We start from the raw sequence: 12,378 nt of genomic DNA on the forward strand, positions 1-12,378 counted from the left end.
TAAATTCAATTACTGAAATTCATTTTTAACTCAGCCCGGAGGCTTTGTCTTTTTAGAATTTTCAGGGTTGTTTCACTGTTTAGTTATCAATGTTCTTTGTGTTCCTCTGACAGGCTCTCTGGCGCGTCAGCAATATATATAATACTATATACATCTTTGTTTGTCAACACTTTTTTTATTACTAATTATTACTTAATTATTAGTCTATTAAAATGTTACAAACTACGGAGAAAGAGGGATTTGAACCCTCGCGCCGCGCAAACGACCTACACCCTTAGCAGGGGCGCCTCTTCAGCCTCTTGAGTATTTCTCCATCACTGAACTTTAGTTCAATATTTATTTATGCGTCAAACGCAAGGATTAGTATATCAAAACAAGTTTTACTTGTCAATGACTTTATTGCTATTTTTTTAATTTTTTCAAAAAATAGCAATATATAATCAGTAAATAATAAGTTATATTGTTGAAATATGTCTATATCACCTATATTCCTGCGTTTCTAATTTTCACAAAATTCTCTTGGAGCTGTTTCATAAAGATTATTACCTTCACAATCATTCACAACAATAACAGGAAAATCTTTTACATATAATTCTCTAATTGCTTCTGTACCTAAGTCATCATATGCTATCACTTTAGAACTTACGATGCATTTAGAAAGTAAGGCACCTGCCCCACCTACAGCTGCAAAATATACTCCGTTATTTTTAATAATAGAATCTATAACTTCTTTGTTTCTTTTTCCTTTTCCTATCATACCTTTTATTCCATGATCCAGCAAAAGAGGTGAGTATTTGTCCATTCTACTACTTGTAGTAGGTCCGGCTGATCCAATCACCTGTCCCTCTCTTTCAGGAGTAGGACCTAGATAATATATAATATTATCTTTTAATTCAAATGGCGGTTTTTCTCCTTTTATCATAGAATCATACATTCTTTTATGAGCGGCATCTCTAGCAGAGTATATAATTCCTGTAATATAAACATAATCCCCAGCTTTTAAGTTTTTAGTTATTTCTTCATTTATTGGAGAATTAATATATTTATCCACTTTTTTTCCTCTTTTCCATAATATTATGCACATTATTAATTTAATTTATTACTTCTTTAGTATAAATTAAAAGTATCTATAAATATAACAATAATCCTGATACCTTTATCTCTAATAAAATAATACTAAACTAATATTTGATTTATTTATATAATTCTTCTTACATGTCTATTAACATGACAACAAATATTGACTGCCACTGGCAAACCGGCTATATGTGTTGGATAGGTCTCAATGTTGACTCCTAGAACTGTAGTGTTTCCCCCTAGTCCTCCCGGTCCAATACCTAATTTATTTAATTTTATTAATAATTCTTCTTCTGTATCTCTAATATGTTTAATTTCTGAATGTTTATTTAAATCTCTTGTCAGTGCCTTTTTTGCTAAGTAGGTACATTTTTCGAAATTACCTCCGATTCCTACTCCAACAACCATAGGAGGACAGGCATTTGGTCCCGCATTTTTTACTGTTTCAATCACAGCTTCTTTTACTCCTTCAATTCCATCTGAGGGTTTTAGCATAAATACTTTACTCATATTTTCACTGCCGAATCCTTTTGGAGCTACAACAATTTCAACTTTTTCACCTGGTACAATATTATAATGAATGACTCCTGGTGTATTATCTTTTGTGTTTTCTCTTTCTATAGGATCCTTTACAATTGATTTTCTAAGATAACCTTCTTTATATCCTTGCCTGATACCTTCATTAATCGCAGCTTCAATGTCCAAGCCTTTGATATGGATATCCTGACCAATATTCATAAATACAACAGCCATTCCCGTGTCCTGGCAAATTGGTATCTGTTCATCTTTTGCTATTTTAATATTTGTTTCCAATTGATTTAATATTTGCTTTCCTAGAGTAGATTTTTCTTTGGCATAAGATTCAATAATAGCCGATTCAACATCTTTTGATAAAAAATAATTTGCTTCTATACACATTTCTTTGATATTTTGTGTTATATGTTCTGCATCTATAATTCTCATTTTTACTCTCCTGTAATTGTTATACTAAAATATTATATTAAATAGCTTCCTTAGTATTTAAGAATAGAGTGGTATTATATCTAAGTTTATTAAGGCTGATTTTCTTAATTAAAACAATAGATTTAATACCACTCTATTATAATTTTATTTAAAATTGTAATATAAAAGATTATAAAATTCAAATAAGAATCTTTTATAAACTATATTACTATAGATTTTAAATTAGAGAAGATTATCATCATTTGAAGGAATTACTATTTCATTATTTATATCTTCCTCTTCTAATTCCTTTTCAAGATTTTGAATTAATTCATCTTCTGATTTATTTTCACTTTCTCTGACTTTAGTGAATTTTGCTACGGATACGTCTGGATTTAAATTAATTAATTTAACACCGGAAGTAATTCTGCCAAGATCTGATATATCACCAACTGCCAATCTAATGATGATTCCTTCTGTAGTTATAATCATTATTTCATTATCATCATTTACTACTTTTACTCCTACAACATATCCTGTCTTTTCAGTGATCTTATAACATTTAACACCTTTACCACCTCTATGCTGCACTGTAAATTCGTCTATTTTTGTGCGTTTTCCCATACCTTTTTCAGATACAAATAATAAATAATCTCCTTGTGTATCCAGCTGCATTCCAATAATCTCATCACCTGAAACTATATTCATACCAATAACACCCATAGATGTTCTACCGGTAGATCTGACATCCTTTTCATTAAATCGGATACATTGTCCATATTTCGTTACCAAAATAATATCTTTCTTATTATTGGTTGATTTTACTTCAATTAAATCATCGTCTTCTCTTAAGTTAATTGCTTGAAGACCAGACTTTCTAATATTTTCATAATCTTTAATAGGAGTCTTTTTCACAATACCCTTTTTCGTTGCCATAAATAGGTATCTGTTTTCCTGATATTCTCTTAACGGTATGATAGCAGTAATCCTTTCTTCTGGTAATAACTGAAGAAGATTCACAATCGCAGTTCCTCTTGCAGTTCTTCCAGACTCCGGAATTTCATACGCTTTTAATCGATATACCCTTCCTTTATTAGTAAAAAACATAATATAATGATGAGTCGTTGTCATTAAAAGATCTTCGATAAAATCTTCTTCGATTGTCTGCATACCCTTAATACCTTTGCCGCCACGATGCTGACTCTTAAAATTATCAATTGTCATTCTCTTAATATAACCAAGTCTTGTCATAGCAATTACGGTATTTTCTTTTGGTATTAAGTCTTCCATTGAGATATCGAATTCATCAAATCCAATAGATGTTCTTCTGTCATCACCAAATTTATCACGAATTATAATTATTTCTTCTCTTATTACTGCTAAAAGTTTCTTACGATCTGCTAGAATTGCTTTGTATTCTGCTATTTTTTCCATAAGTTCTTTTAATTCTGTTTCAAGTTTTTCTCTTTCTAATCCCGTTAAAGCACGAAGTCTCATATCCACTATTGCTTGTGCTTGTACATCATCTAATCCAAAACGTTCCATTAAACTTATTTTTGCAATAGAAACATTCGCTGATGATCTGATAATGTGAATGACTTCATCAATATTATCAAGAGCAATCATTAAGCCTTTTAATATATGAGCTCTTTCTTCTGCTTTATTTAAATCATACTGGATTCTTCTGGTTACTACTTCTTCCTGATGTTTTAGATAATAATCTAACATCTGATGTAAATTTAAAACTCTTGGTTCATTATTTACCAGTGCTAACATAATAACACCAAAAGTATCTTGTAATTGAGTATGTTTATATAATTGATTTAGTATAACATTTGCATTGGCATCTCTTCTTAGTTCAATGCATATTCTCATTCCTGTACGATTAGATTCATCTCTAAGTTCAGTAATTCCATTAATCTTTTTATCACGAACTAATTCAGCAATCTTTTCAATCAATCTTGCCTTATTGACCATATAAGGTAATTCAGTAACAATAATTCTGTTTTTTCCATTTGGCATTGCTTCAATATCTGTTACTGCTCTTACTCTTATCTTACCTCGTCCAGTTCTGTATGCTTCATCAATTCCCCTGGTACCTAATATTGTTGCACCTGTAGGAAAATCCGGACCTTTCACAATCTCTAATAATTCTTCAATGTCAGTATCACGATTTTCCTCAATGTTATTATCTATAATTTTTACGACAGCATTAATAACCTCACGTAAATTATGAGGAGGTATATTAGTAGCCATACCAACAGCAATACCAGAGGTCCCATTTACTAAAAGATTTGGAAATCTGGATGGAAGTACAACTGGCTCTTTCTCTGTTTCATCAAAGTTTGGAATAAAATCTACTGTATTCTTGTTGATATCAGATAACAATTCCATAGATATCTTACTCAGACGTGCTTCTGTATAACGCATCGCAGCTGCACCATCACCATCTACAGAACCAAAGTTACCATGTCCATCAACTAGTGGATACCTTGTAGACCATTCCTGGGCTAAATTTACCAATGCTCCATAAATAGAACTATCTCCATGAGGATGATATTTACCCATTGCATCACCAACAATACGTGCACATTTACGATGTGGTTTGTCCGGTCCATTATTCAATTCTATCATTGCATATAATATTCTTCTTTGAACTGGTTTTAATCCATCTCTTACATCAGGAAGGGCACGTGCGGCGATTACTGACATGGCATAATCAATATATGATGTTTCCATTGTCTTTTTCAAATCGACCTCATGAACCTTATCAAAGATATTCTCGTCCATTTATATTCCTCCGGTTTTCTTGGCTTAATTAAAAATTCCCATATACTATATATCTAAATTTTTAACGTACTTTGCATTTGCTTCAATAAATTCACGTCTTGGTTCAACTTTATCTCCCATTAATGTTGTAAAAGTTAAATCAATTTCAGATGATTCTTCTTCATCTATGGTTACACGAAGAAGAACTCTTCTTTCTGGATCCATGGTCGTTTCCCATAATTGTTCTGCATCCATTTCCCCTAAACCTTTATAACGTTGAATTTTGTTATTACCATCTCTGCCTAGTTCAGTCAAAATTTTATTTAATTCTTCATCACTATAAGCATATTTTACTGTTTTATTCTTCTCTATTTTGTATAAAGGTGGCTGAGCTAAATATATATATCCTTCTTTTATTAATTCTGGCATAAAACGGTAAAGGAATGTGAGTAGTAAAGTACTTATATGGGCACCATCTACATCCGCATCTGTCATAATTATAATTTTATGATATCTTAATTTTGTAATATCAAAATCTTCTGAAATCCCCGTACCAAAAGCAGTAATCATAGCTTTTATTTCATTATTTACAAGTATTTTATCAAGACGTGATTTTTCTACATTAAGAATCTTACCTCTAAGAGGTAAGATAGCCTGAGTTGCTCTAGATCTTGCAGTTTTAGCACTGCCACCTGCAGAATCACCTTCAACAATATAAATTTCACAATTTTTAGGATCTTTATCTGAACAATCTGCTAATTTTCCAGGAAGAGTCATACTATCAAGAGCCGTTTTTCTCCTTGTTAAATCCCTTGCTTTTCTGGCTGCATCTCTTGCTCTTTGAGCTAAAATTGCTTTTTCACATATCATTTTAGCAACATTAGGATTTTGTTCCAGAAAATAAGTAAGTTGTTCACTTACTACGCTATCAACTGCTCCCCTGGCTTCACTATTACCAAGTTTTTGTTTTGTTTGGCCTTCAAATTGAGGTTCTGGTATTTTTATACTTATAATTGCAGTAAGACCTTCTCTGATGTCTTCACCAGAAAGGTTTGCTTCATTTTCTTTTAAATATTTTTGTCCTCTGGCATAGTCATTAAAAGTTTTTGTTAAAGCATTTTTAAATCCTGCAAGATGAGTTCCACCTTCAGGTGTTGTAATATTATTTACAAAACTATAACAACCTTCTGTGTATGAACTATTGTGTTGCAATGCAACTTCTACATACACCTCATCTTTTTTACCCTCACAATAAATAATACTATCATAAATTGGATCCTTATGTCTGTTAAGGTATTCCACATATTCTTTGATTCCACCTTCATAGTGGAATTCTTTTACTTTTTGCTCTTCTTCCCTGTCATCCCTTAGAACTATTTTAATATTTTTTGTAAGGAAAGCCATCTCTCTCAATCTTTGTTTTAATATTTCATAGTCATAAATAGTTTCTTCAAATATTTCTTTATCTGGTAAAAAAGTTACCTGGGTACCAACTTTATCCGTTTCACCTATTACTTCCAGTTTTTTTATTACCTTACCTCTTTCGTATCTTTGATAATGCTTTTTCCCATCTTGAAATACAACTACTTCCAGCCATTCAGATAATGCATTCACTACGGATGCACCAACTCCATGAAGTCCACCGGATACCTTGTATCCTCCTCCACCAAATTTACCACCGGCATGGAGTATTGTAAATACAACCTCAACTCCTGAAAGCCCGGATTTGTGATTAATACCAACAGGTATCCCACGTCCATTATCAATTACAGTGATGGAATTATCTTTATTAATTGTAATATCAATAGTATCACAAAATCCTGCTAATGCTTCATCTACGGCATTATCTACTATCTCATATACTAAATGATGTAATCCTTTTGTTGAAGTACTGCCAATATACATACCTGGTCTTTTTCTAACAGCTTCTAAACCTTCTAATATCTGAATCTGATCTGCACCATATTCTGTACTCATATATATCCTCCTATTTGTAAAATCTATATGGCTATATTAATCTCATTCATTATGAAATTAATATAATTTTATTATCTTTTTTCATTTATTACTGTTCCTTCAATCACTTTAAAGATTTTATTAATCTGAAATCGATTATTTATAAACTCTTCAAGACCAGTACAAGTAATAATCGTCTGGATTCCATCTATACTGTTTAATAAGTGATTCTGCCTGTTTCTATCAAGTTCTGATAGAACATCATCCAACAAAAGGATAGGATTTTCATTGATTGTATTTTTTACTAATTCAATTTCTGCAAGTTTTAATGATAACGCTGAAGTTCTTTGTTGACCTTGGGAACCAAAACGTCTAATATCATTATCACTTATAATAAAACACATATCATCTCTGTGAGGCCCCACATTTGTTGTTTTTAATTCTATATCTTTATTTTCAAATTTTTTAAGTTTATTTTCAAAATTATCCAATATGACGTTAGGTTCATATTTTATTATTAATTCTTCTTTGTCTCCAGTTAGCTTTCTATGTATATCAAAAACAATTTGATTTAACTCTTCGATAAACTCAGAGCGCCGTTTAATTATTTTTTTTCCATATTCCAATAATTGGATATTCCATATGTTTAGTGTATCCAATAATGATTTATTAAAACTTATTTGTTTTAATAAATTATTTCGCTGATTAACTATTTTATTATATTTTGTCAGATTATACAAATAAACTTTATCTAACTGGCATAATTCTAAATCAATAAATCTTCTTCTTTCACTTGGACCATTTTTAATTATACTTAAATCTTCAGGTGAAAAAAATACTAAATTGACCATACCAAATAATTCACTTGATTTTTTAATTGGCAACCCATCAATGGCTACACCTTTTGCTTTATTCTTTTTTAAGTGCATATCTATCTTGTGGATTATCTCTTTTTTTTCTATAAAAATTCTTATATGAGCTTCTTCTTTTTGAATTTTTATCACTTCTTTATCTTTACTGCCTTTATGAGATTTTGTTGTTCCACATAGATATATTGATTCAAGAATATTAGTCTTGCCTTGAGCATTATCACCATACAATATATTTGTCCCATTATTAAATTGCATCGATAATTTTTCGTAATTTCTATAATCACTTAACTCAAGAGATTTTATGATCATTTTAACACCTGTTTTTTCTATTTTGTTATTTTAATCTGCTCATTTTCATATTCTACAATATCACCATCAACTAGTTTTTTTCCTCTTTGGTATTCAACTTGTCCATTTACTTTAACTAAACCGTCTTGAATGACCATTTTAGCATCAACACCTGAACCTACCAGTCCAGCTGCTTTTAAAGCCTGTCCAAGTTTAATATATTCATCTCTTAATTTTATTGTTTCCATAATTTGAAACACGTCCTTTTCACACTAGTTAATATTTGCATTAATGTTCACTGGTAATATTAAATATATATACGTTTCCTCTTTATCCTTTATAAAACAAGGTGCTTTTGGATTAAATAAATAAATATCAACTTCTTCGTCATCAATAACTTTTAGAGCATCTATTAAAAAACGTGGATTAAATCCTATTAATATATCTTTTCCTTCTTTTTTGATATCAATATCTTCATTCATCGATCCAATATTAGAATTAATTTTTAATTCCATATTATTATCTGTAATATTAATAATAATAGGCTTTTTCTCATTTTCTTTAATTAAAAGAGTAGCTCTGTCAATACAACTTAAAAATTCTTTTTTATTAATTGTTAACTTAGTTTCATAGTCATTGGAGAGCATCTGGCTTATTTTATAAAATTCACCTTCTATTAATCTGGATAAAACAACAGTATCATCAAATTCAAATAATATATGTTTATCAGTAAAGAATAAATTAACCTGATCAGAAATTTCACCCGATAAGATTTTACTCACTTCATTTAAAGTTTTACCAGGAACAATCACTTTTATATTATCATAATTATCTTTTAATTTTATATTACGGATGGAAATTCTATGTCCATCTAAAGAGGTTACTTTTAATTCATCCTCATTAATCTCGAATAATTCACCTGTCATAATTTTATTGCTTTCATTATCAGAAATAGAAAATACAGTTTGTCTTATTATTTCTTTTAATGAAAATTGAGATATTGTAATATTTTTATCTTTCTGAATATTTGGTAAGAAAGGAAATTCCTCACTTGCTTTTCCTGATATATTAAAATTAGCCTTCTCACAAGTAATGGTAGCCTTATAATTACTATCTGTTTCAATTGTTACTTCATTATCTGGTAGTTTTCGAATAATTTCAGAAAATACTTTTGCATTAATTGCAATAATCCCATTCTCTAAAATATTACCTTTAACTATAGTTTCGATTCCAAGTTCCATATCATTAGATATTAATTTGATTACACCAGATTTGGCATCAATAATCAAGCATTCTAATATAGGCATTGTTGTTCTGGATGGTATTGCTTTTAAAACTATATTAACACTATTTAATAAATCATTTTTTTGACATATTATTTTCATAATTGTGTATAACTCCCTTCGAGGTATTTTTAGTATATAAATAATAAAAATTTAGTAGAAGCAGTAGTAGGGGGTGTTAATTTGTTGATAAGTGTTATTAAGTTAGTTAATAAGCTACTTTAATTTAAGAATAACCATGTGAACAAGTTTTAATTTTTTTATATGTAAATATCAAGTTATTCACAATGAATTTCAAAAAATAAAAAATTACACACAAAAACAACAGAATATCAACAACTAAATGTGAATAAAATTTAAAGCTATTGAGGACTTATTTTTTTACTTAATACTTCTACAGTATTTTGCAGCTGGCTATCCTTTTGGATATCTTTTGTAACTTTATCAATACCATGGAGAACTGTGGTATGATCTCTATTTCCAAGCTTTTTTCCAATATCAGAAAGGGATAATTCAGTTAAGCTACGGCATAGATACATACACATTTGTCTTGGATATGCTATATTTCTACTCTTTTTCGTAGAACATAAATCAGGAACTGTAATATTAAAATGTTCTGAAACAATCTCCATAATAAGTTCTGCAGTAATATTTTTCTGGTTATTAGGTGAAATTAAATCTTTTAAAGCTTCTTCTGCTAATTCAACATTAACTTCTCTTTTCTTAAGCCTTGAAAGTGCAACGATTTTAGTCAAGGCTCCTTCTAATTCTCTAATATTAGATTTTACATTTGTGGCAATATATTTCATAACTTCATTATCTATGGATAATCCATCTAATTCTTCTTTTTTCTTTAGAATTGCCATTCTTGTTTCATAATCTGGAGATTGAATATCAACGGTAAGTCCCCATTCGAAACGAGAGCGTAAACGATCTTCGAGAGTTTCAATATCTTTTGGAGGTTTATCAGATGATATGATTATTTGTTTTTTGGATTCATGTAAGGTATTAAAAGTATGGAAAAATTCTTCCTGTGTACTTTCCTTTCCTATTATAAATTGAATATCATCAATAAGCAGAACATCAATATTTCTATATTTTTCCCTAAACTCAGCGGTAGAGGAATTTTCATTACGATTACGGATAGATTCAATCAACTCATTGGTAAATTGCTCACTGGTAACATATAATACTTTTGCTTTAGGATTATGTTCTAATATAAAATGTGCTATTGAATGCATTAAATGAGTCTTACCAAGTCCAACACCACCATAAATGAACAAAGGATTATAAACTTCAGCTGGTGATTCGGCTACTGCTAATGAAGCAGCGTGTGCAAGGTTATTATTTGTTCCTACTACAAAAGTGTCAAATGTATATCTTGGGTTAAGAAAGGGATAAGGATTCTTTTTTGTAATTTCTTTCTTTGGTGATACTTCATTTTTAACTTCTATATTAGAAGTAGCACTTTCAAGAATAAAATCTAATTCATAATTTAGATTTGTAATTTCTTCAATTGCTACCTTAAGGGGTAATCCATATTTACGCTTTATGAAATTGATACTATCTGAACCAATTAATTTATCATCAATCATTATTGTAATAATATCATCAGATACAGAATATACTTTTAGTGGTAATAACCAAGTACGAAAAGAAACATCTGAAATATCATGTTCATTCTTAAGGGCTTCTAATATCTCATCCCATTTTTCTTGAATTATGTTTTTCATCATAATCCCCCTAATTATAAATTTTCATATAAATATATATTATAACATAATTGTGGAATTTTCAATGGTTATTATTAGTTCTTGTTGATAACTTTGTTTATATAATAGAAAGTTAGAAAAAATCGATTTGATTATCCACAACATTAAGCCTTACATCAACATATATGTGTATAAATTATCAAAAAGATAAACAATATTCAAATTACTAAAATATTAATGAAATTTTACATATTGTTTTAATAATTAACATTAATTAAAAAACTTATCCACAATTTATCAACAATTTGTGGATAAGTCAAATTTTCAACATGTGAATGAATTGTTTGAATGTATAATTGTGGATATTAAGGACGGGATTAAATTAATTTATATCCATATAAATTAATAGAAATCATTCATAACTAACAGAATAATCATATAGGGCTAATAAACTAATTAGAAATAGTAAGGATTTATAAATAGATAATTTTATTTATTTCTAATTAATCTAAATTTTAAAGATTGTATAATTATAAAATAAAATTAAATTGACAAGAATTACTTGACGAAATGGGATAATACTAATATAATAGAGCGTGATATTTTAATAAAATAGACTAAATACGCTTAACTATATATAGTTTGGTATTAATAAGGAGGTGCCCTCGTAATGAAAATGACATTCCAACCTAAGAAAAGATCAAGAGCTAAGGTTCATGGTTTCAGATCTAGAATGAGTACTGCTAATGGTAGAAAAGTATTAGCTAGAAGAAGAGCAAAAGGAAGAAATAAATTATCAGCTTAGGTCGCATTAACTGTGACCTTTTCTTCTCTCAACAAAAGGTTTTATATTAATTAATTTTAATGAACAGAATAACATTTGAAGTAAAATAATCAGGAGATTTTGAAGTTGTCAGAATCAATTAAAAGTAATAGTGATTTTCGTAATGTATATAATAACGGAAGATCATATGCAAACAAATATTTAGTTATGTATGTACAAAAAAATGGGCTGGACAGGAACAGATTAGGTGTATCCGTAAGTAAAAAAGTCGGAAACAGTGTGGTAAGACACAGAATTACCAGATTAGTAAGAGAAAGTTATCGGTTGAATGAGAATATGTTTAATAGTGGTTTAGACATAGTAGTAGTTGCCAGATCAGGAGCAAAAGGTAGAAGTTACAATGAGATTAGTAATGCACTCATACATTTGGGAAAAATCCATAAAATTTTAAAAGAGATGATGATGTCGTAATGAAACGATTTTTGATATTTTTAATTAAAATGTATAGAAGATTTATATCTCCTTTAAAGGGAAGGCCTTCTTGTATTTATGTGCCTACCTGCTCTTCATATGCAATAACAGCATTAGAAAAATATGGTGTAATAAAAGGAACCTATTTAGCAATAAAAAGAGTACTTAGATGTCATCCATTTGCAAAAGGTGGATATGATCCGGTTCCATAAATAAGGAGGAAA

Annotated in this window: 11 protein-coding genes and 1 tRNA gene; 3 read left to right on the forward strand and 9 right to left on the reverse strand. The window is 29.5% G+C overall.

What is annotated here, in order from left to right; all coding sequences use genetic code 11:
• Positions 1 to 225: 225 nt before the first annotated feature.
• The 9 genes from EDD66_RS17220 to dnaA all read right to left on the reverse strand — a co-directional run bounded on the left by EDD66_RS17220 (position 226) and on the right by dnaA (position 10,920).
• Positions 226 to 313, reverse strand: a tRNA-Ser gene (locus tag EDD66_RS17220).
• 186 nt (positions 314 to 499) lie between these two features.
• The gene (locus tag EDD66_RS17225; RefSeq protein WP_123610836.1) at positions 500 to 1,051 is read right to left on the reverse strand and encodes a Fe-S-containing hydro-lyase; all 552 of its coding nucleotides are present in this window, start codon (positions 1,049 to 1,051) and stop codon (positions 500 to 502) included.
• Between the two features lie 146 nt (positions 1,052 to 1,197).
• A complete protein-coding gene (locus EDD66_RS17230; protein ID WP_123610837.1) occupies positions 1,198 to 2,040 on the reverse strand; it encodes a fumarate hydratase in 843 nt (280 codons plus the stop codon).
• 222 nt (positions 2,041 to 2,262) lie between these two features.
• A complete protein-coding gene (gene gyrA / locus EDD66_RS17235) occupies positions 2,263 to 4,809 on the reverse strand; it encodes a DNA gyrase subunit A (RefSeq protein ID WP_123610838.1) in 2,547 nt (848 codons plus the stop codon).
• Positions 4,810 to 4,854: 45 nt separating this feature from the next.
• Positions 4,855 to 6,765, reverse strand: coding sequence for a DNA topoisomerase (ATP-hydrolyzing) subunit B (gene gyrB / locus EDD66_RS17240; RefSeq protein ID WP_123610839.1), 1,911 nt, complete (start codon positions 6,763 to 6,765; stop codon positions 4,855 to 4,857).
• A 71-nt stretch (positions 6,766 to 6,836) separates the two neighbouring features.
• Complete coding sequence (gene recF / locus EDD66_RS17245) at positions 6,837 to 7,925, reverse strand: DNA replication/repair protein RecF (RefSeq protein WP_123610840.1); 1,089 nt, start codon at positions 7,923 to 7,925, stop codon at positions 6,837 to 6,839.
• A gap of 17 nt (positions 7,926 to 7,942) precedes the next feature.
• Positions 7,943 to 8,152 carry an RNA-binding S4 domain-containing protein gene (locus EDD66_RS17250; RefSeq protein ID WP_123610841.1) on the reverse strand — a complete coding sequence of 70 codons (210 nt, stop codon included), beginning with the start codon at positions 8,150 to 8,152 and terminating at the stop codon, positions 7,943 to 7,945.
• A 24-nt stretch (positions 8,153 to 8,176) separates the two neighbouring features.
• Positions 8,177 to 9,289, reverse strand: a complete 1,113-nt coding sequence (gene dnaN, locus EDD66_RS17255) for a DNA polymerase III subunit beta (protein ID WP_123610842.1) — start codon at positions 9,287 to 9,289, stop codon at positions 8,177 to 8,179.
• 260 nt (positions 9,290 to 9,549) lie between these two features.
• Positions 9,550 to 10,920 carry a chromosomal replication initiator protein DnaA gene (gene dnaA, locus EDD66_RS17260; protein ID WP_123610843.1) on the reverse strand — a complete coding sequence of 457 codons (1,371 nt, stop codon included), beginning with the start codon at positions 10,918 to 10,920 and terminating at the stop codon, positions 9,550 to 9,552.
• Between the two features lie 649 nt (positions 10,921 to 11,569).
• Between dnaA and rpmH the strand changes: the two genes are divergently transcribed.
• From rpmH to yidD, 3 genes are all read left to right on the forward strand, one after another.
• Positions 11,570 to 11,704 (forward strand): 50S ribosomal protein L34, encoded by a 135-nt coding sequence (gene rpmH / locus EDD66_RS17265; RefSeq protein ID WP_123610844.1) that lies wholly within the window; start codon positions 11,570 to 11,572, stop codon positions 11,702 to 11,704.
• A gap of 99 nt (positions 11,705 to 11,803) precedes the next feature.
• On the forward strand, positions 11,804 to 12,154 hold the full coding sequence (gene rnpA, locus EDD66_RS17270; RefSeq protein ID WP_123610845.1) for a ribonuclease P protein component: 351 nt from the start codon (positions 11,804 to 11,806) through the stop codon (positions 12,152 to 12,154).
• Positions 12,154 to 12,366: a membrane protein insertion efficiency factor YidD gene (yidD, locus tag EDD66_RS17275; protein ID WP_123610846.1), complete on the forward strand. Its 213-nt coding sequence runs from the start codon at positions 12,154 to 12,156 to the stop codon at positions 12,364 to 12,366. The genes rnpA and yidD overlap by 1 nt, the downstream gene beginning before the upstream one ends.
• The last annotated feature ends 12 nt before the right edge of the window (positions 12,367 to 12,378 follow it).

The organism is Mobilisporobacter senegalensis (genome assembly GCF_003752155.1).
Classification (GTDB): domain Bacteria; phylum Bacillota; class Clostridia; order Lachnospirales; family Lachnospiraceae; genus Mobilisporobacter; species Mobilisporobacter senegalensis.

Coding starts and splice junctions, on each gene's coding strand:
- EDD66_RS17230 (WP_123610837.1), bottom strand. CDS start 2,040: ATGAGAATTATAGATGCAGAACATATAACACAAAATATCAAAGAAATG.
- gyrA (WP_123610838.1), bottom strand. CDS start 4,809: ATGGACGAGAATATCTTTGATAAGGTTCATGAGGTCGATTTGAAAAAG.
- gyrB (WP_123610839.1), bottom strand. CDS start 6,765: ATGAGTACAGAATATGGTGCAGATCAGATTCAGATATTAGAAGGTTTA.
- recF (WP_123610840.1), bottom strand. CDS start 7,925: ATGATCATAAAATCTCTTGAGTTAAGTGATTATAGAAATTACGAAAAA.
- EDD66_RS17250 (WP_123610841.1), bottom strand. CDS start 8,152: ATGGAAACAATAAAATTAAGAGATGAATATATTAAACTTGGACAGGCT.
- dnaN (WP_123610842.1), bottom strand. CDS start 9,289: ATGAAAATAATATGTCAAAAAAATGATTTATTAAATAGTGTTAATATA.
- dnaA (WP_123610843.1), bottom strand. CDS start 10,920: ATGAAAAACATAATTCAAGAAAAATGGGATGAGATATTAGAAGCCCTT.
- rpmH (WP_123610844.1), top strand. CDS start 11,570: ATGAAAATGACATTCCAACCTAAGAAAAGATCAAGAGCTAAGGTTCAT.
- yidD (WP_123610846.1), top strand. CDS start 12,154: ATGAAACGATTTTTGATATTTTTAATTAAAATGTATAGAAGATTTATA.